General features: G+C 60.4%; 17 protein-coding genes. 2 read left to right on the forward strand and 15 right to left on the reverse strand.

Annotated elements, in window-relative coordinates:
* Window positions 1-279 precede the first annotated feature (279 nt).
* The 12 genes from HV711_RS27550 to HV711_RS27605 all read right to left on the reverse strand — a co-directional run bounded on the left by HV711_RS27550 (window position 280) and on the right by HV711_RS27605 (window position 13735).
* Window positions 280-660 carry a hypothetical protein gene (locus tag HV711_RS27550; protein WP_035481655.1) on the reverse strand — a complete coding sequence of 127 codons (381 nt, stop codon included), beginning with the start codon at window positions 658-660 and terminating at the stop codon, window positions 280-282.
* Between the two features lie 18 nt (window positions 661-678).
* Window positions 679-1971 carry a shufflon system plasmid conjugative transfer pilus tip adhesin PilV gene (pilV, locus tag HV711_RS27555; RefSeq protein WP_035481658.1) on the reverse strand — a complete coding sequence of 431 codons (1293 nt, stop codon included), beginning with the start codon at window positions 1969-1971 and terminating at the stop codon, window positions 679-681.
* Window positions 1972-1982: 11 nt separating this feature from the next.
* Entirely contained in the window at window positions 1983-2459 is a 477-nt protein-coding gene (locus tag HV711_RS27560) for a hypothetical protein (protein ID WP_035481661.1), read from the reverse strand.
* Window positions 2460-2489: 30 nt separating this feature from the next.
* Complete coding sequence (locus HV711_RS27565) at window positions 2490-2990, reverse strand: type 4 pilus major pilin (RefSeq protein WP_035481663.1); 501 nt, start codon at window positions 2988-2990, stop codon at window positions 2490-2492.
* Window positions 2991-3027: 37 nt separating this feature from the next.
* Window positions 3028-4080, reverse strand: coding sequence for a type II secretion system F family protein (locus tag HV711_RS27570; RefSeq protein ID WP_175145378.1), 1053 nt, complete (start codon window positions 4078-4080; stop codon window positions 3028-3030).
* Window positions 4077-5900 carry an ATPase, T2SS/T4P/T4SS family gene (locus HV711_RS27575; protein WP_051224302.1) on the reverse strand — a complete coding sequence of 608 codons (1824 nt, stop codon included), beginning with the start codon at window positions 5898-5900 and terminating at the stop codon, window positions 4077-4079. Before HV711_RS27575 ends, HV711_RS27570 begins: the two co-directional genes overlap by 4 nt.
* Complete coding sequence (gene pilO2, locus HV711_RS27580) at window positions 5887-7197, reverse strand: type 4b pilus protein PilO2 (protein ID WP_035481665.1); 1311 nt, start codon at window positions 7195-7197, stop codon at window positions 5887-5889. The genes HV711_RS27575 and pilO2 overlap by 14 nt, the downstream gene beginning before the upstream one ends.
* Window position 7198: 1 nt before the next feature.
* Complete coding sequence (locus tag HV711_RS27585) at window positions 7199-7705, reverse strand: hypothetical protein (RefSeq protein ID WP_175145380.1); 507 nt, start codon at window positions 7703-7705, stop codon at window positions 7199-7201.
* Window positions 7706-7713: 8 nt separating this feature from the next.
* Entirely contained in the window at window positions 7714-9444 is a 1731-nt protein-coding gene (locus HV711_RS27590; RefSeq protein WP_035481668.1) for a hypothetical protein, read from the reverse strand.
* Window positions 9441-10583, reverse strand: a complete 1143-nt coding sequence (locus tag HV711_RS27595) for a TcpQ domain-containing protein (protein WP_082201477.1) — start codon at window positions 10581-10583, stop codon at window positions 9441-9443. The genes HV711_RS27590 and HV711_RS27595 overlap by 4 nt, the downstream gene beginning before the upstream one ends.
* A 919-nt stretch (window positions 10584-11502) precedes the next feature.
* Window positions 11503-11784, reverse strand: coding sequence for a CppA family protein (locus HV711_RS27600; protein WP_035481672.1), 282 nt, complete (start codon window positions 11782-11784; stop codon window positions 11503-11505).
* 454 nt (window positions 11785-12238) lie between these two features.
* Window positions 12239-13735: a replication initiation protein gene (locus HV711_RS27605; RefSeq protein WP_035481674.1), complete on the reverse strand. Its 1497-nt coding sequence runs from the start codon at window positions 13733-13735 to the stop codon at window positions 12239-12241.
* Between the two features lie 1259 nt (window positions 13736-14994).
* Here HV711_RS27605 and HV711_RS27610 point away from each other — a divergent pair.
* On the forward strand, window positions 14995-16212 hold the full coding sequence (locus tag HV711_RS27610) for an AAA family ATPase (RefSeq protein ID WP_035481676.1): 1218 nt from the start codon (window positions 14995-14997) through the stop codon (window positions 16210-16212).
* Window positions 16209-17183, forward strand: a complete 975-nt coding sequence (locus HV711_RS27615; protein WP_035481678.1) for a ParB/RepB/Spo0J family partition protein — start codon at window positions 16209-16211, stop codon at window positions 17181-17183. The genes HV711_RS27610 and HV711_RS27615 overlap by 4 nt, the downstream gene beginning before the upstream one ends.
* Window positions 17184-17906: 723 nt before the next feature.
* Here the strand turns inward: HV711_RS27615 and HV711_RS27620 are convergent.
* From HV711_RS27620 to HV711_RS27630, 3 genes are read right to left on the reverse strand one after another with little or no spacing between them, the layout of a single operon-like run.
* Window positions 17907-19145, reverse strand: coding sequence for a tyrosine-type recombinase/integrase (locus HV711_RS27620; protein WP_035481681.1), 1239 nt, complete (start codon window positions 19143-19145; stop codon window positions 17907-17909).
* Window positions 19142-19648 (reverse strand): hypothetical protein, encoded by a 507-nt coding sequence (locus tag HV711_RS27625; protein ID WP_035481683.1) that lies wholly within the window; start codon window positions 19646-19648, stop codon window positions 19142-19144. Before HV711_RS27625 ends, HV711_RS27620 begins: the two co-directional genes overlap by 4 nt.
* Window positions 19645-20196, reverse strand: a complete 552-nt coding sequence (locus HV711_RS27630; RefSeq protein ID WP_051224310.1) for a hypothetical protein — start codon at window positions 20194-20196, stop codon at window positions 19645-19647. The genes HV711_RS27625 and HV711_RS27630 overlap by 4 nt, the downstream gene beginning before the upstream one ends.
* Window positions 20197-20474 lie beyond the last annotated feature (278 nt).

Genomic DNA, 20474 nt, shown 5'->3' on the forward strand with positions numbered 1-20474 from the left:
TCGTCTTTTTGGAGCCGCATTCGGCTTTAACCGCCGTCGTAGCCTGACAGGGCGTTATAGAGAAATTGCGTCACTGTTCCGCTCGACGTAACGTTGCATTGAACCGTGTATATCGACGATCCCTGGTACATTGCAGTGTTCGTGATACCCGGCCCGAGTGCGTTACTGACATACGTTCCGCCTCCTGTTTTATCGCTCGCGAGAAAGATCGGGGACGAGTCTCCGGTTGAACTATGGGCATAGGGGTAAGGAGAGAAACCCAGGCCTGCCGCATACGTGTTACACGACGTTGCCGGGTCCGTCGCCGGATCCGTTGGCGTCGCTGAGACCGGCGGCGGTGCTGCGCATCCAAGGCCGACCCAGCTCGATCCGTTCCAGCTTGGCGCTGCGGTCTGGCTGTATCCGGTGGGACACGATGGTGGCGCCTGATAGTTGCACTGTGGCGCCGAGTACTGCGACCCGATCCAGCGTGCCGACGCAACGGTTGTCCATCCCGGATCGGTTGAACAGGTTGGCGCCGGCGTCGGAGCTCTCGCAAGCCCGGCCGTACAGGTCGAGTCCTGATAACCCCATGAACATCGCACGGGAGCCGCTCCCCCGGTCGCGGCCGCCAGTGCCAGACCTAGCAGCAACAACCCCTTCGGCGACAGGCTTGCGCATCGCATTTCAGTACCTCGTTCAATAGGTGCAGTACGTTTCGGCAATCGCTTCGCCGGGGATCCCCGAGCCACTGCCATCCGTGATGTTGACGGTCCATGGGCCCGTCCCGCTGATCGGACTGAGGTTCACCGTGGCAGTCGGATCGACATAGAAGTTCTGTACGGCCAGAACAATCTCCGGCGTCCCCCCGCCTGGACAGGTCGGAGCGGGCACGGTCGACCCGTTGGACACCACGTAGTACGCAAAGCGCAACCCGTGTCCGCCAATAGGTACCCACCTGCCGTACAGACAGTTAAAAGTCAGGCCTGAACCATCGCTATCGCCGGCGATAGCGCCGTTACGCGAACATGCTCCGTTGGGCGTCGCGATATTGCCCAGTTCGAGCGCCCCCTGGACGCCGAGGGTGGCCTGCCCATTGGCAGCGCTGATCTCGACGTGGTTGTTGGAGTCGTTCTGGATCCTCGCGTTGAAGTCCTGGACACCTTGTCCGCCCTGATGAAAATCGATATACGGCTGTCCGGTCCCGGCCTGGCCATTGTTTCCACCGAGTTCGAGCGAACCACCTTGATCACTGTTGAACTGGCCACCGCCTGAGTTCTGGAAGGTCGTCGCCGTGATGGTGTTCACCCCGGTGATGTTGTGCGCAGTTCCGCCTGCATCCGTCAAACCGAGATCAGTCTGCATGTGATTGAGCTGCGGCTGATTCGGCACGGACACCCGATAGAGATAGGTACTGTTTGCCTGCGTGCTGGAACCAGAGAACGCCAGCAAGGCTGCAAGATGGCCACTACCCGGATTGGTGTAGTGCGACAGCACAACGGGCCCCCACGCGCCAAACGCGCCGTACGCGTTGCCGGCGTTCATCGTAGGGTCACCGTTCTGGTTGTTGTACGGCACGAAGCCCGCCTGCGCCTGCGCGGCGATCTGCACCAGTTGCTTTGGATCGCTAATCGCGCGGCCGCCCTGGCTCGTCACGATGGCCTGCAACTGACCGGCAGTCGGTTGCAGTACCTGGAGTTCGAGTGTTTGCCCAAACGGATTGACGCCGGAATAGCCCAGCGGCAGATAGTTGCCGGCCGCCCCCATCATCGCCGTCGTGACCGTAACAGGCGTCGTCGCTGTGGCCGTGGCCGCGATCGTCGAGGCAAAGTCCTTCACGTACTGGAGGGCGCCAGCGTCCCAAACGCGCATATGCGCTGCCGTAACGGCGGTCTGCACGTTAGCCGCACCGATCATCGCCCATATCGTCAGCGCCGCCACGTTCAGAAGCGAGATCACTGTGGCGGCCATGACGCCGAGAACTGCATCCATCCGCTATACCCTCAAGGATTGACCTGTACGACCTCAAGCATCACGCCAACCGGGATCGTTGCCGGTATCTGCAAGATCTCCTCGCTGGAAAGCGACGCGGCTTGCCCTGACGCGATGGACCGAAACCAGCTGGCATTACCCTCCGTATCGGACTCAATGCTGGTTGCCTCGCCAGGAACGCCGGGCGTATAGCTGTAAACGTCACGCCCGGCAACGGGGTCCGCGACTGTCTCGCACAACGCTTGCGCCGGCACCGGGACCCCCGCGGGCATGGTCACGCTGATGCTCGAACTGATCGCGGGTGACGCGAGGGCCGCGTTGATACAGGCAGCGCCAAAGAGTTCAGCCTGCACCGCCGCGGCCGCCGCGGCGTTCTGTGATTGCCCGGACTGTGAGCTACCGCCGGGAAGCGCCTGAGCAAGCTGCATTCCCTGTGCAATCAACCCCGCGAATACCACGGCAAGAAGGACCGGCAGGATCGACCCCATGCGGCGCTCTCCTGTTGCGCGGTAGTGGCGTTACTGGAAGGTCAAGGTCAGCGTCGGCTGGCCAGCGCATGCGGTGCCGGCGGTCGCGGCGTCAGGCATGCTCGAAGGCGTAAACGTCTTCCCGCCGATCTGAAGGCTCGAATAGCCGTTAAGGTTCGAGGCCACAGACGAGCACGAGCTCGTGGTTTCGGTGCCCCCTCCGCCGAAGGTCACCTGCCCCTGAACGCCATTGGCGGTGCTGGCCAACGTAACCGCGTTACCCCAGCGGTCATAGAGCGTTCCGCTTTTGTTCCATGTGCTCGGGAACACGCCGGCACCGATCAGCCCGGATGCGTTTGCGTTGGTGAAGTTTGCGTAGCCATTGTTACCCTGCGCCAATTGCGCGCGCGACTGCGTCATGATGAACGTCAGATCAGACACCATGTTGCCGCTTCCCATGATGACGACCACGGCAGCGATCAGCAACGCGACGCCGGCCATTGCGGCCAGTTGCATACCGCGACCAGCGAAAAATCCGAGAATTGAATCCATGGAGATATCCTCTTTCTATTGGAAGGTAAATCGTGTTTTAAAGGTGCAGGCCGGTGGCAAGCTGCGCGGTAACGGAAGTGCTGCCGAGCTGGATGACCACGCCGATGGCGAACGTCAGAAGTTGAAACAAAACGCCGTAGACGACCGCCTTGACGATCAAGGTGCGCTCGAGCCTCTTGATGTATGCGCGTGCGGTCTTGTCGATCACTTCGGCGAAATTTGCATAGCGGACATATGCGGCGATTTCCCCGATCATGTCGATAGACGGGAACTGATGGCCACTGCGGCTCATGGCCTTCGCCAGATCCACGCCATGTCCGGTGAGACCCGCCCGGATAGGGCGAAGACGTGATGCCAGCCACGGCGACGCATACTGGATCTGGTTCGAGAGCGCTTCCCTCTCCCCGATGTCAGCCGTTCTCATCGCAGCGAACGCTAGAACCCATGCGAGCCCCTCAACCTGCCGGTACACATTGAAGGGAAAAATGTGCCGGTCGAAAAACTCCCGCCGACTTCCAGTCCATCGAGGCAACGCCTTGGCCGTGATCGTCGCTGTGATGGCTGACAAGACAGCAAATACTGGAGCGATCGGGCCGACGGCCAACTCGCCCATCAAATAGAGCACGTAGGCCCATCCAGTCCACCTGGACCCGGGCAGGGATCCCTCGAAAGCAGGGGTGACCCAGAAGCCGACGATAAACAGCGTCAAGTAGAGGCCGACGACATAGACTGCCGGCGTAAACATCGCAGCAAGCAGCTTGAGCTGCAGGTTGGACGTCACACCCCGCACATCAAGGATGAGTCGCATGGCGACAGCCAGTCGCCCCGCTTTCTCCCCACCGGCGAGTAGTCCGCGCTCGATGTCTGTCAGTGCGGTGCCGGATTGGTCGAACGCGTTGGCCAGCATGGTGCCGTCGTCGACCATCCTGTAGACCTTCTCTACAACATCCGCCTCCCCCACCTTCTTTTTCTGTACCAGTCGCGAATGAAAATCGAACAGACTCTCGGCAATGCCCCGCTTGTTTTCGAGGTCGTTCGCTGCCTGCTCGTAGAGTTGCTTGCGCAGCGGCCAGTCCATCGCTTTCTTCATGCGCCCTCCGCCCATTCTTGCATTCCGACGGCTACATGAGCGTCTATCGGATCGACCTCGCCGGCCAGCACGCGCTCCATTGCATGTGCGAGCATCGAACGGTCGGAATCCGGTTTGAGGCGGTGATTACGGCGTGCGGTCCCCGTTCCACGGTCCTTAAGGTCCGTCATCAGTTCCTCTGACGTCATCACGATCTCCGCGACCGGCAAACGTCCTACGATGCCTGTGCTATTGCATGTCGGGCAGCCCTTGCCTCGAACGCACACTTCGCTCAACCGCCCCTTCGAATGGTTCTGCCACGATCCAATCGCGTCCCGGATATACCTCGGAACATCGCGATCAGATCGGTCCATTGGCTGTCTGCAATCAGGGCAGAGCTGCTGCACGAGACGCTGGGCCATAAGCGCCCGCACAATGTTGTGATTGCAGATAACTGCCTTGTTCAGTCGCTCGTGATCCAGCGTTTCCATCCGCAGAAACGTTTCGTACGGGTCTTCAACGTGTGCTGTCGTCAGGCACAAGCGTCCAGCCAGGGAGGCCTGGATCGTCATCATGCATTCGTCAGCGTTGCGCCACTCGCCGATGAGAAGCAGGTCCGGGTCCATACGGAGGGACTCTTCAAGCAGATAGGAAAATGGGTGTCCCTTGGCGTCAAGAACCAGTGCCCACGGTTTCGGATACTCGGGCGGATTCTCGAAGGTGACCTGCCGCTTGTGAGGAAAGAGCTGCGCATGAAGCATCATCAGGAGATACTGCGTCGTGCTCTTGCCGGTGTTGACAGGACCCGTACTGATGAAAATGCCGCCGGGCAGTCTGACGATGCGATTCAGCAGCTCAACCTGCCTGTCCGTGAAACCGCTAAATCTGACTTCTTCCTCTGGACGTGCGGGCACAGTCAGGATCAGATTGTGTTCGGGCGCCTTTCCGGTTGGCTGCAGATCTGAATACTGCAGCCGCGCCACCAGAAAGCCCGCGTCGGCGTCGACCGGGTAGGCCGGGCCGCGAATGATACGGATACTCGTCACACCGGTACCGGGCAGCCAGTCCCCTTTGATCTGCGCGTCCTGAAACTCGTGAGGGATGAAACTGCCTTCATTGGTTTTTGCCGCGCCGATGTACATGGCGCGAGCAAGTGCCACGCCATCCTCGTTCGTCATACTAAGGTTCTGGATCTTCCACAGATCCCCGTTGATGCGAAGCTGGACCTCGGCGTGGTTCTCGTGAATCAGCAGATGGAGATCGGTACCCCGTGCCTTCGCGCAATTCTCATACAGGTTGTGCGCGATGTTGAGGTTCGGCTGGTCTGTCGCGTCCTTGCGAACAAACTGGCTGCGCTCCTGCCGCATTTCCTGCAGTTGCTGTGCGGGAAGTGGAACAACCTTCGCGGACGGAATCTGGGCACGCACATCGCTCATCCAGGTGAGAAAGTCCGGAGAGCCTTCTGATCGGACGTCAACGTAGATCACCGCAGCCTGCTCGGCCAGCACCCGCTCCACGTCTTCCCTGCGAAGCATCGTCGACTCGACGGCCACGTCCCCAATGTGCTTCTGCTCGCCGCGAACCAGATACTTTTCCTGCGTTCTCAGCAGCTCATTGACCTGAGCCTGGGTTAGCAGCCCAAGACCTACGGCGATTTCACCGAACGGCCGCCCGATCGTCGACGGATAGATCACATGCTTTTCCACCACATCCGGCGGTGCCGGCAAGGTAACGCGGTTCGCCGCACCCGTCGCGGACTCTGCGTCCGACGGCGCGTGGCCATCGGATACGAACGTAATCCCGCGCGTGATGCGCATCCGAAGAGCTTCAAGGATTGCCATGGTGTGCCTGTGCCTGAATGGTCAGCTGCTGCGAGCGCTCTGCTACTGGACGGATATCGCCATGGGCAGATGAAGGCGTGCGGTTCAGTCCGTAGAGCGTGCCGGCGACCGTCCATGTTTCCGTCGCGGATTGCCAGGAGATGGATCTGATCCGCAAGCCGTCGACGTTATCGAAGGCTTGTTTCAGATCGAGCCACGGTGCCCACGGAACTTCGAGAGTGACATTCGATGACGTCCATGCAGAGCTGGTCGATGCGGACGGTGCAGCGCCCGGAAGCGCTGGTTGGCCAGTGCCATCGAACGTGATGGGGAACCCGCGCGATTGGGCAAACGCCGCCATCTTGCGGCTCGCGAGGCGCGTCGCGTCGGGCGGGGCCGAGGCTCCCTCAAAACGGACCGCAATGACCGTCGACGCGCTCGCGGACTGGCCATCCTGGGCGAGGACACCCGGGGCATCGGTAGCGAGACCATCCTCCCGTAGCCAACCGGCTGCTACCGATATGCCGTCGTGCGTGACCGAGCAGCTCCATGATGTCAGTGGCCACCCGGGGTCAGAGAGCGCCTGTGTGCTCCACGCACGATGGCATGCATCAAACGCTGCTGATGGTGCCGGCTCGTGGGCCCATGGATGCGCGAGCGCTTCGGAAACCGCCGGACGTCGCGGGACGCTTAGCGCGACGCCGTGCGTTGCAGCCTGACCAGTGTGGCGTATGTACGCCAGTCCCTTGCGCACTCCCCACACGGCGGCGGTTGCCAGCAACGCGGCAGCTGCCCCTACAACAGCAAGCTTGACCGCGGAGAACCATGGCCTGGACTGGAGATCACGAAGACTGGGCATGGTTGACGCTGCCAGGACCATGTCCACGATGTCCTCAACCGTCCCCTCCGAAACCTCATTCCAGTTGCCAAGCTTGCTGTGAGAATTCCAGACACGATCGATATCGCTTTTCGTGCCGATCTGATCGCCATCGGGGATGATCGCCTTGCGGTCGCGTACCGCGATGTACCAGAAGCGACCATCGCCCAGGTCATAGACGGCGCGCCACGGCGCTACACGTTGACTTGCGACAGAAGCGGCGAGCGAGCGCAGTTTGCCTGGCCTGTCGAAGCCGGCGATCGGTGCGCAGAGTCCCACCTGGGTACGACCTTCCCCCGTCTTGTAGACCAGTCCCCACCGTCCACCCCGCACTGACCAGGCGCGAAGCGCGTCGGGCTTCGGCCAACGTGTCTCCGTGCGCCATGAAAGTCCGGCCGCAAACTCGCCCTTGATGCCAGGTATCGCAAGCGTCTGGGCCATCCTAGAACCCCACGACCCGCGTTTGTCTGCCAACGCCGGACCCCTTCGCGAGCTCTACGTTGCTATCGGTAATGGCGCTCACCTTCCAGCCGTTTCCCACGACGTCGCCAACCTCGACATTCGGGAGCCGACGGCCGTCAACGGTCATATCGGCCTCCCAGTGACCATTGAAGGCACCCGTAAAGTGCAATTCGAATCCATCACGGTGGAAGATTGACTGGACCGGCGGCGTCGCCTGCGCAGGAGCCGGCGTCGGCGCCGCGCTCGATCCCTGCGCCGGTTCGTCAGTCAGGGCCTTGCGCGCGCGCTCATCGGCGGCGGCAACGTCAGCCTTGTACCTCGCGATTTCTGCCAGCTTTTTCCAGCGGACTGCCTCTTTCTGCAGATTTGTCGACTCATCAGATTCGGAAACACCGGACTCCGAAGCTCCGGAGTCCGGTGCGGCGAAGGTCACAAGTGGCAGGCATGCCATGAGGATCACAAACAGCGCGCGTGACAGTTTCATCATCGTTTGCCTCACATCAGACGCGCCGTAATGACAACGGCGAGCATCGTGTCGTTGTTTTGCGCATCGACGCCCCCACCGAGAAAGGGCAACGAGGGGGAGCCAACGCCGTTATTCGTCGACGTTAGGGTCTGCTGGCGAAGACCGGTCAGCACCAGGGATTCGCCGGGCTTCAGGTTGACGTCCTGATGGAGGGTGTCGATGTGGCGGTCTGCCAGCTGAACCGACGAAGTAGTCGTGCCGCTGGAACTGCTGCTGGATGCCGATTGCGGCGGAAACACCGTGAAGGTTGGCTTGTCCGTGAGGGTCAGCTGGAATGAGATCACGATCCGGCCGTCGATGATCTTCGGGGTAAACGTGCCCGTGAAGCCCGAGACCATCGTGCTTACCTGCGTGCTGTTGGTCGCACCGACCGAAGCAACGAGCGTGGACTGATTCGACGTGACGTGATCCTGCTGCTCTGCGTCCTGCAAGGCGATTGAACGGCCATTCTGCGTGACGCCACCAGTTCCAAAGACAGCCGCAACGTTGCCGAGCGTGGACAGCGCCTGTACGGCGCCCTGGGTACCGCTCAGCGAGCCTCCGATAATGCTTGCGCCAAAGGTCATCGGTGAAGTTGTCCCGAGAACCGTCGGGGCCGGAGCGCCAGTGACGGTGACGCCGGTGTGGCCGCTTCCGCTCTTGTACGCAAGCGAGAGGCTCCAACCGTAGTTATCCTCTCTCGTGCGTTGTACCTGATAGAGGCGCACTTCGATCGCGATATTCTTGCCGAACGTCGCGTTGATGTCGTTCTTCACCCAAGCGGCAAGACGATCACATTGGGGTGGGCTTCCGGTTACTGTGAGGAGGCTCAAATTCCGGTCGGCATGTACCACTGCCCCAGGTCCTGCAACAGCCTGTGCGGACTCCTGAAAGGTTTGCCACGGATCGATGATGAGCGTTTCCGCCGAAGTTTGACCACCGCTGCCCGATTGAGCAGGCACACTGGAACCCGAGCTGCCGGTCGTCGATGACGAGGATCCGCTGCCCCCCATGATCGTCGGCGCGCCTCCCGAATTGCTCGAGTCGCCGGTCGAGATCGACCCGGTCATGCTGCTGGCCTTGGGCAGGCTCGCGATGGTGAACGTTCGCGTTTCGCGCCGGAAAAACGTGAGTGTGGCGTCCTTGTATCGCGACCAGACCTTATAGCGGGTGTCGACGACATTCAGAAAATCTCCGAATTCGCCGGTGAATTTCCAGGGGCCGGAACTGACGGCTTCATGCGGACTCGGCGTTGAACCGGGCAGCGCAGCTGTCAGATCCGGAACCCCTCTGCCCTGCATGCCTGGAGCAGGAATCGCTCCGATCAGGCGGGCGCTAGCGCCCTGAGACACCGAGTTACCCGGCACACCGGCGCTGACCGACTCATCGATCTCGACGCGAACACCGACCTTTTTCGCGATCCAGTTGGCGATATCCGACAACGTTGGATCACCTGCGTCACTACTGCTGTTGTAGGAGACGGTCTTGTTGTAGATCGACGGTTGCGGCTTGCTTGCAGGGACCTGCTCGCCAAGCAGCCAGGAGCCCTTGTGAATCACGACAACGGGGCGCCCGTTCTGCGGTGCATCGATTTTGGCTTGCGTGGTCGCGGCGATCGACGCTTGCTGATCGTGTACGTCACGGATGGCACAGCCAGCAAACTGCGAACACGCGAGTGCGATCGCACTCGTTGCCATCAAGTGGGCTGAGGAAAGTCTCATTGCTGCGCTCCTTGTGAGCCCGTCGGCGTGACGATGATGGTGTTGTTCCCCTCCCATACGTCCACCCAGATATCAGCGCCGTTGTCTCCCATCTGTTCGAATACCTGGATGGCGGCCTGTTCGAAGCTCCCGCCGAAGGAGGCGTTGTTTGGGGCTGTCCAGTTACCGGGAATGTTCCACAGCACCGCCCAGTGCGAGCGCCGTGCCCATTCCAGGATCTGGTCCTCGAGCGGCAACCCGGCTTTCAGCTCAAACGGCTGAACGTTCTCCGGGACGACAGCAGGCGTCGCGACCGGCATGGCTGGAGCGATCTGTATGGGTTGGGGATTGGTTTCATGCACGCTGGACCCAAGGTCTGCAGGGTGGTCGACGTGATCCATCGCAGCTGTATCCGGTAGACGTTGCGAGATGGGTTGCGGTTTTTCGGCGGCTGGTGCCGGCGATATCTGCACAGATGGAGCGTGGGCAACAGCGGGTGTTGATGGTTCGACGTTTGGCGATGTCGGATGAAGTGCAGCGATCTGGATTGCGCCAGATGCTGCGCCTGCAGGTATCGGGGTGCCGGCATGCAGATCGATGAAGCCTGCATCTGACGAGACTGCGGGGGAGTCCCCTCGCACAATCGCCCGGAGCTCGACCCTGCGATCCGGAGCATGGCACCTGATCGCCTCGGCCGTTTGGGCGCGAGGACAGTTCGTCGTGACGGGCGACGTGTCCCCTACTCCGCTTGTGTCGATCGAGTCTGCTGGAACACCCTGCCGGATAAAAAATGTACGAACGGAATTCGCGCGCGCCACGGAAAGCCGCTCGTTATACGCTGCGGTTCCGATCGCGTCTGTGTGACCCACGACGCTTAGATGGGTAATGCGGCTTGTGCCACCGAGAGAATCGAACAGTGTCGCCAGGCTCGAGGTACCGGTTGCCGACAGCGTGGACGAACCGAAACGGAACATCGCGTCGGCCGAGAGCGTGGCGTTCACTGCGCGGGTTGCCGATGACGATCCGGTCTGCGTTGACGCAATGAGCGGCATCGCCCCTGCAGATTCAGCCGCTGCGGGAGCGATGAAAATCGCGACGCATGTGCAGGCCGCGAGCGGATGCCTCCAGGACCTGCGTGAGATGGCCGCTTTGTTGCCCATCGATGACTCCGGAACGAGAACGGGTTTCGCCCTGAAGTGCTCGCACGACGCGAGCTCACGTGGGCAGATCAGGTGTTCGCGTCGATCATAGTGGAATCGCCAAAAGGTAAATTATTTCATCACGAGGTTTTTACACGCGATTGGGAATGACCGGCAGCAGGTTGTCGATGGAGAACTTTGATGGCGATCATGTGTGCACCGCCCGGGTGGTCTGTGCCAAACCCCTGCGCGCGTGGGACGAGACGGTCGTTGGAGACCAGAGGAGCGCCACTACGGCCGCGATCGGTTTGAGTGGTTCCGATCAATGACGGCGTCGTGTGATCCGGGCCGGTGCAATCGCCGCTGGACTTTGATCAGTCAGCCGTGTGATCCGCGATATTGAAACGATGCGGTGTGGTGCTGGCCTTCGCCTTACGCACGCGCCTGGAAGTTGCGAGCCCTGCCGCGATAACTTGCCGTTACAGCGGCTGGCAATATGTGCGTGAGCAGGTTCGCGACACAGGGCAGTTGCAGGACTGCTATCGGAATGGGTTCGCCGGGTTGCTGTCACGCTGCGCGCGCTCGGACGCCGACGGCGCAAGGGCCAGCCTCGGATAGGAGACGTCCCTTTGGGAAACTCCTGAGCTCCGGCCCGACAGCCGTTAACACCGCAACCGGGAATACAGGAGCTGCTCCTCAATCCCTGATGTGCGAGCGCTTTTCCGCTAACGATTGCTGACGTGCGAACGGTTTTTCGTTAACACACAACCCGAAAACCCGGTGACAGAAACGCGGGGGCGCGGACAGCCTGCCCGGCGCCTGCCACTTAGGCGGTGTCGTCACACCTGGACGGGTCCGTGCGCCTTGCGCGATCATCGGTCGCCAGCCATGGCCAACAACGACTGGGATTCGCCGTCTGGCCACCAAAGATGCGGGGCGATTACGGACGGATCGTGTGCTGACGGGGTTGCGCCAGAATCTGCCGGATGGCCGCGAGATGTTGCTCGCCCACCTCGCCTCGGCCTGGGGCGCCAGGCGCCCGCCAGACCGCGGCCGGTGGCGGAGTCACGCCAAGCTGACGGCAGATCACGGACAGCCAAGGCTTGCCCGGTCCGGTCCAGTCCTGCGCCGCTTTCGCAATTGCGCTATCACCTACCCGTTCACGCAGCCACGCCAGGGTCTGTCGGTCATATTCGTTCTGCACACGCACCAGATGTTCCATGCTGGTCCTCGTTGCTGTATGAATGAACATACTGTTAATATATACAGTAGTTGCACACTTTTCAAGCAGCGGTCGAAGCGTCTTCACTGGCGTCCCGAGACCCGCGCCAGGAACCTTGCAGAACTGTAGAGGTTGTCGAAGAAAATTTTTGCTCGCGTGTGAGCGCCTCGACGAAACCGGCGAACACGCCGGCCTAGCGGCATGAGCCGACGACGTCAGGCATCTCGAGGTTCTTACCCTGGCCGGCGAGCGTCAGATTTGCGCTCGACACCACCAGATGGTCGTTCTGTGCCCGGCAAATACGTGAGCTTCGGATGAAGGACCGTCGTGTCCGGCATGTACACCGGGATGAGGGGGCGTCTATGTCCCGGACTGACGGGCCTTTCAGGAAATGTGGCAAGCTACTCGTCGTCGATGACTCACAGTGGGAGGAGCGGGTAGTGCGCCTTTACGTCTACTTGCGTTGCACACGTCCGGCTTTTCTAAGTTCGCCGGCGACAAAGGAGCCAAACGTATTGGCGATATCCGGAAAGGTCAGGATGTTCGCCTCTGTTACCTGGGCAGGTTTAAGCTTCTGACGTTCAATTGCCCGGAGTCCCATCGTGCTCGATGCGACAAACTTGCGGACAAGGTCCTCCCGTTTCTTCTTGTCTGCCGTGTCAAAGTATTCGCGCGCGAGGCGAATCTCTTCGTGTCGACGCTGTTCGGCTGCGGCGTTAGCTGCCGCCAAGTTGGCCGCTACAGCTTTTTGAATGTCGGACTTGGACTCCTGTTGAACCGACGCCGCGTCAACCAGTTGAGCCTGAATCAACTCAACCTGCTTATCGGCTTCGGACACTCGGTAGTTGTCCGAAAGGGCTTTCATCATGTACCCCGCAGCCGTTTTAATCTTGTCGCCCTGTCGGATTCTCCACCGGGTGTATTCGATGGCCTGTTGAATGCGCTCATCGGTCCACACTGCCCGGTTCTGCGCGATTGTCTCAAACTGTTTTTCGGACAGAGCGAATTCCTTCTGCAGCGTCATGAAAAGCGCTACTGAATTGAGCATATCCGCCTTGGAGGCCACAGCTGCCTCCTTGCGCTTGAGCCTAAAGCGAATCTGGTCTTTCTTTCGCGAACCCGGTGTCCCTGCCCGGGTTTCATACGACAGCTCGATGTCAGACAGCTCGTTGATTTGGCTCACGGCTGGCTCTAGGTAATCGCGCTTGAAGTATTTGAATTCAGCGTTGTTTGCCCATGACTTTCCGGGCAGGTTTCTAACGAGGTCCAGCGGCAGCCACTCCGTTACCGCATTCGGAACAAATGGCAGGACATGGTCGTAGATTGCGCGCGCATAGATGAGCGTAAATCTCGAGGTGATTAACAGGCTAGTCCAGTAAGAGTTCTCGGGGTCCTTGATGAGGCGTTGCAGCTCAACCGGCACCCTGAATCGAATCCGACCATTTCTGACACTGACGCGGCCTATCAGCTCAAGCCAGTCGCCATCCTCATTCTCGACCACCAAGTCTTGGTCATCCGCCTCATCATCGGCTGCCCTGCCCTTTTCGCCACCGCTTTCAACGGACTCTTCCACCATCCGTCCAGCCGAATCGACTGACACGACTGGGGCGCTTGTCACTTCGAGCATGGAAGATTTGACGCTACGAATGACGCTGGAAAAATGCTTCTTGTTTTTACTGTCATAGCGCATCAGCCATTTGAAAAAGCTGAGCGTGACATCGTAGGCTTCCTGGATTTCAGGGTCCTGCGCGACGATAAAGTAGGCGGCGTCGACGAAACGCCTAGCGGATAGACCGAGGCCAATAATGCGAGCAAAGACCCGGTTCTTTTGATAGCCGATATCCTTGTCAGAGACGGCCTCATTGATAGACCCGCGTGTCGGCGCCATTTCGACGAAAAGGTCAAGCGCATATTGAAGCGGGGTCACTCGCCGTTCGACGCTGCTGGCCATGCCTGTTCCCTGAAAAATGCAGCTATTCTTATGCCAAAATTTCAGCAGACTCTAAGCATATAAAGGTGAGATGTCAATGGATGCGTCTCACCTTTCGCGCCGTTGACGACCGCAGGTACAACATCTCTCACCTTCCGTACAACAAGTCTCACCGCCAATTCAGACACGTGGCGCCCAAACCTCTGTGCGGCCGGGGTTCCGCCCGTTTATCCACAGACCTGCCGCCAAATCTCTCACCTCAGGACCGGCTATGGCACCTTCTCTCACCTCCCGGTCCAACGAGTCTCACTTTTACCCTTCAGATTTCTCACCTGAGAGGTACATTTTCTCTCACCTGTGACACATCAACTCTCACCCTACACGCCTTAACCTATTGATATTAAAGGATTCTGATTTTCCCTGTTAGTTTGTAGGTCGGTTTTTTTATAAAACAACCTACAAACCGGTGCGCAGCTCATCGCGCGAATCAAGCTCCCTGCCCCAAGGGGCGCGGTTTGAACTGCGGCTTTCCCAACTGCCGATCTTCGATCGGCCTACGTCGCAAGTACCGGGGAATCCGCCCCGAAGAGATTGAAAGCGCGTGACGCGGATGAAAGTGGGCGTCGTCAAGCTGGCAGTGAGGCCGAAACAGTCAAAACAGATGCCGCACGGACGTAGCTGCAGTTGCTCTACGAAAGGTGAGAGATTTTGTACGCGTGGCCTAGCTTTGAGATTGCGCGAGGAGCGTACGGTACAGAATCTCCCACCTATTCAGTGGACCGCCGATGGCCAATGGAAGTGCGCTTCCGTGGGGAGCCTTCGTGCATCGGTAGGGTGAGAGACTTTGTGCCCAATAAGCTGGTACATGGGAAACCGGACAAACCGAGTACACAATCTCTCACCTATAGCTCTGGTTCGTGGTTAGTGAAAGGCGAATGTGAGATGTACACGGTGTCGAGCCGCGATTCTCGTGGCGCAGGCCCGCTTTCCTGCCTGGACATGTCTGATTTTTCCCAACTACGGCAGCAGCCTGATTACGTCGTTTCTTACATCTCGACCGGAATACGCTCACCTCGGCTCGTGTAGCTTGTCAAAGGTGAGAGATTTTGTACCGGTAGCGGCGGTGACTCATTCGCTGTCTGCCGCTGGGGCTGGGCGATGAACATATAGAAAACAGTGGCTTAGGCGCGACTCTTCAGATTTCAGGCGATGAAACAAGCATGTTTTTGCGTTTTTCCTGTATTCTCCGTTTAGCTTCAATTTCCAGGGAAAACTCAGAAATGGCCAATGTCAGTCAACCGATGCCGATAGACCGAACCGTGACGCTTGAGGAAATCTCCGATTTCGCGGACGTCGTCACCGATTATGCAACTGAATTGCGAGACCAGATTCTGGCGCCGCGCCCGCGCAAGGAAGCACCGGTGTTCACTACGGGAGAAGTCGCCGAGCTGTGTGGGCTGACGCGCCAGCAAGTGCAATACCTTGCAACGAAGGGGGACGGTGTCTTGCCGGAGGGGCAGTCCACGGGCACTGGCCGAAGCCGTAGTCGGCTGTTCACATTGGTTGAAGCTCGAAACTGGGTGCAGAAGGTATCGAACATTTACCAGACGCCGCTCGTAGTTGGTCCGAGTGACTTTGAGGGCAAAGTGGTCGTTACCTCGCAGCTCAAGGGCGGTTCGGCCAAAACTACGTCAGCTATGTGTCTCGCCCAAGGGCTGAGCTTGCGCGGGAGAAAGGTTGCGGTAGTTGACCTCGACCCCCAAGCTTCCCTTTCGGAGCTGTGTGGCTTGTATGCCGAGAAGGAAGTCTTTGCTGACGACACGGTGCTCCCTTATATCTATGACCAGAAGGTAGAGGGCGGCCTGCTGGCGAAAGTGCAGAAGACTTATTGGGATGGGCTAGACATCATCCCTGCTCATACTGAGCTGGTCGGCGCCGAGTATCACCTTCCAGCAATGCAGATGAAGATTCCCGGCTTCAAATTCTGGCAGGTGCTGCGCGACGGGCTTGCGCCTTTGCGCAAGCACTACGACTACATCATTCTGGACACGTCGCCTTCTCTTTCGTACCTGAATCTGAATGCTCTGTTAGCCGCGGACGCGATGGTGATGCCAATGGTCCCGGAGAATCTCGACTTTTTCAGTTCACTTTCGTTTTGGCGGCTTTTCTCCGACGTTGCCAAGTCCTTTATCAAATACGAATCCAACAAAAAGTATGACTTCGTGTCCGTCTTGCTGACTCGTGTGAATTACAGCACCACTTCCGCGGCTCCTGTCGTACGCACTTGGGCGCAGGGCGCTTACCGGCACTGGCTGTCGCAGTTCGAGGTTCCAGCTAGTTCCGTGATGAGTTCGGGCGCGCTCGCGTTCACTACCGTATTTGACATCAGCAGCTCACACAGCCAGGCCAAGTCCTTGGCGCGGGTAAGACAGCCGCTCGTCGACTACTGCCAATGGGTTGATGACATGTTCGTCCAACAATGGAGGCCAGCACAATGAGCAACGGCAATATTCGTGACCAGATGCTGGCCAAGACCGCCGGTCTTCGGTCGACAGCGGAAAGAACCCCCGACGCCGGCCGGCGCGCGAGTCGCACAGAGACCGCGCCGGGTATGGCCGGGGCATTGGCGGCCGCGCAATTAAGGGTGCAGGAACTGGAGTCGACGGGCACGTCGTCGCAATTGCCTGTTTCCGCCATCGTCCCGAATCCCTGGCAGCCACGGCGAGTGTTCAATGAAGCCAAACTGTCTGAGCTGGCGGAATCGATTCGAGAAGTGGGGCTCATGCAGCCCATCGTTGTTCGGCGCGTCGAGTCGGCGTACCAGATCGTCGCCGGGGAACGCCGCTGGCGGTCACATAAGATGCTCGGGCTTGAGAACATCAAGACAGTAGTGATCGAATGCTCCGACCAGGACATGATTGTCTTGGCGCTTGTCGAGAATCTGGGACGGGACGACCTTTCTGACTATGAGGTGGCCATCTCCATCCGTCGGTCTGAGACTGAGTTTCCGAGCCGCAAGCGGTTGGCGGAATCACTTGGCCTGTCACGCACTGGCCTATACCAGTTTCTCGCGTTTCAAAATTTGCCTGATTTCATCACGAACGACCTCGATTTGCAGCCTGGTCTTCTCGGCTGCAACGCTGCTGAGGAGGTTGTTTCTGCTCTGAAGAAACACGGGGCGGACGCTGAATTGGCAGCGCGAGAACTGTGGCCAGACGTGGTGAAAGGCGAATTGGCTCAAGGCAAATTCGCTCCGGCAATTGTCGCCATGGTCACACGTCGCGCGACCGGGACGGCGGCTCGGGAGCGTCTCATTGAGAAGTTTTTCGCCGGCAAGGACCAAGCTGGAAGCATCACCAAGGACGTCAACAATTTCACGGTCAAAATCAAGACCGGGTCCTTGACCGAGGCGCAGGAGACTCGAATACGGCAGCTCATTAGTGAGCTGTACAAGGGTGAGCCTCGCTGAACGTCAGGCGTGTCCCGCATAGAAAAGCCCGCCTCGAGCGGGCATTTTTATATTCAGTCGAGGTTACGCTCGGTGTCAGTAATACTGACACTCTAGCGAGCAGCACAGAACTGAAGCTGTGGATCGGCCGGTTTGGAGGCTGTGTCAGTATTACTGACACATTCAAACTACCCTCGGCGCATCAATAAAACTGCCACGCGACAAGCTGCTTTTGGGATCTTGCTCCGCTGAGAAATCCGCGACCGTTTAGGCCGAACCATGAACACCCAGAGCGTCTATTTGCCGCGCGCTCAGATTCTTGTCGATGGCATCGGATCTGGCACTGGGGGTCTGGGCACCCTGAAGGCTCGTGGCCGCGGTGGTTAGGCTATCTCTGCGTCTGCGCAAACGACTCGGCACATGAATATCTCTACCCAGCTGGGCTTCTGCCTCGACCCCCTTTAAGGTGTTGCTTCAAGTGGGTGAAGTCAGCCCAGAAGAGTCCCATACACAAGCGAGTGCACAACCGGTCGAGAGTCGACGTGGGATCGGCGAGGGACTCCGCGTCAATGATGGTTCGTGACTGGCGCGCCGCTACGCCCCGTGTTTCGGCGGAGCACTGGCGAGCGGCGTTCGTGAGCGCCCTACGTGCCGTCAGTGTCCGCCACGCCAATCGCGCTGACAAGGGCCTTCATGGCGCGGCGGCACCCGATAGTCGCGGTGTGTCGACTGTTCCCTCGACTGTTAGCGAGTCGCGCGTTCGCGTGCCAGGTGCGTCGCCAGCGCGCGCTTCAGCGGCTCGTCGTCGACGTACTGGTTGAAGGTCCGTTGATCGGCGTGGCCCATGTTCTCGAGCGCCGACCGGGCGTCAAGCCCGTGTTTGAGCGCCTCTGCGAGCCCTTTCGCGTAGCTGTGCCGCAGCCAGTGGGTGGAGGCTCCGGCAAACTGCTTCAGCTCCTTTTCGTCGACGTCGCGCCCGGTGGCCCGGGCATACGCGATGGCTTCATCCCGCAGGCCGGTGATCACGTCCCAGATCGCCTGGCGGTGCCGGACGCCCTTCCACTGGCCAAAGCGGGTACGGCGGGCCGACAGCACCAGTGGGAGGGCCTCATCCGGTGCCGGCACGGGCGGCAGACCGAAGGCAAGCCGGTACGCCTGCAGCGACAGGGCGATTTCGTTGCACGGCACCCAGCGTTCCTTGCCGCCCTTGCCGCTCTCCACGTGAAGTAGCCACTGGAACTCGGGCGCGTCCGGGAACTCCCGACGCAACGCCCCGGAAACCCGGTGAATCTCGATGTGCTGCATCCGGCACTTCACCGCTTCAGTGGTGCGCAGTCCCGTGCGCGAGAACAGTTCCACCAGGAACCGGTCGCGTGCCTTGAGCAATTGCTCCTGTCGGGTGTCGTCTGCGCGGCTGTCGATCGCCTCGCACAGCAGAGCACACAGGTCGGGCGGGACGAACCGGCCCTGCTTTCCTTGAGCGCGCCGGCCGACGGTCGGCAGGCCGACCGCAGGGTTGATTTTCAGGTAACCGACGTCGCGCAGCCACTCGAACAGCGACGTGACGATCTTCTGGGTCTGGCCGGCCGAGCGGTCAGTGAGCGGCCCGAGGAACGGCCGCCAGTCCGGCGAACCGCGCCGCACGGCGCGCGCGCGCATGGCCCACGGCGCCGGCGCCTGCAGGAAGGCGATGAAGCCGGCAAAGTCGTCCAGGGTCCACGCGGAAATTGGCACGTCCGTCTGTCGGGCGTACCAGAAGAGGCGCTCCGCCTCGATCCGGTACTGCGCAAGCGTGGTGGTGGCGAGCCGTCCGCGGCCGGTCGCCTTGGCCGTCAGCCACCGAGCGACGATCTCCTCGTCGGTGAGTCCTGGCGGCAGGACAGGGCTTTCCTGCCGGTTGGCGGGTGCAGCCGGCGCGGGCCGCGAGACCCCACCGGCGCCGCCGCCCTCGCGCCGAATCGGCGAAGTATCACGGGCGCTCATGGGATGTCCTCCGGCAACCCCGCAGTCCGGTTCCCTCCGCCGCCGTCTTCAGCCGACGCATCGTCGAACGGGACGATCAGGAATTCGTCGAAGTCAGCCACCGGCGCGGCCAGCACGGGGAAGGGCAGGGGACAACGCAGAAAAGAGAAAAAATAAGAGTCTGACCCCGGATGCGTCAGAAAACGCAACGGCTGCGGGCCCGCGGGGAGCGTCACATCGACCAGCGCACCAGTCGTCGTGCGCACGAGCGAATGCGCGACGAACCGGTGCGGCTGGTCAGCAAGCGGCTCATGCAGCCAGCCGCGCACGGCCGTGTCGCCCGGGTGCGCCGCCACCCATCGATCGGCATTGCCGTGGCAGTCCGCCGGCACCGGCTCCCAACCGGCCAGCTGGCTGGCAGTGGTCGACGCGTATACGGGGACGTCGTGCAGCTGGTCCGCGAGCGCATTACGCAGCGCTCGTACCAGGCCAGCCGACGGTTGCGGGGTGGAGGGAACCCTCATGCCGGGGTGCTGGTCGATGTCGCGGTGGCTTCATCCAGCAGTGCGAGCACCTCGGGCCGGCGCAGCACGGCCCCGAGTTCGCCGTATTGCGGATCGTCCCCTTCGTCGGAAAACGCCCACCGGTGGTCGTGCAGCAGCACCGCGTACCGGATCGCCTCGGCCGGCGCACTGCCTAGCAGCAGCAAGCGCGAGGCGATCGCCATGAGCGCGGCAGCTTCGTGCGGGCGCACCGTGGAACGCGCGTGGGGCTCAAGTGTCCGGCCCAGGTGCGGCTCGACGGCCGCGCGCAGGGCCGCAGTCAGGTGGGTCACACGCTCGATGCGCGGCAGCTCCGTGTAGAGGAAGACCCGCATGCCGGGCTCGAACGTGAGCACGAAGCCGGGCCGGTACGCCGGCGTGTCGGCGTGCTGCGCGCGCAGGCAGCGCAGCTCGTCACCGCTGGCCGTTTCGACCAGCTCGACGTCGCCTGCGGCAAAGTCGTGCGGAATGTCGTGCGTCAGGCGTGCCCAGTCGTCCCAGCGCGGCGACTTCGCGTCGACGCCGATCAAGAGCGTTGCGTCGCCGTCGGGTGAAGCAAAAGTGATAGCACCGCCGGAAGCGCAACTCCTTGAATTCTCGGCCTCCGCCGCCCGACCGCTTCCAGATTCACTTCCGACCACGGAGAAGTGAAAGTTGGAATCTTCGGACTACTGAACTGAATGTTGGAAACTTCGGTGATGGCCATGCTGCGAGTCCCGCATTCGAGCTTTGCGACGGCTGATATTAGCGCAGGGAGGCAAGACGACCGTGAAACATCCGGCGTTGAACTGGCCTCGCCCGGAAGTCC

Source organism: Paraburkholderia phenoliruptrix (assembly GCF_902859825.1).
GTDB classification, from domain to species: domain Bacteria; phylum Pseudomonadota; class Gammaproteobacteria; order Burkholderiales; family Burkholderiaceae; genus Paraburkholderia; species Paraburkholderia phenoliruptrix.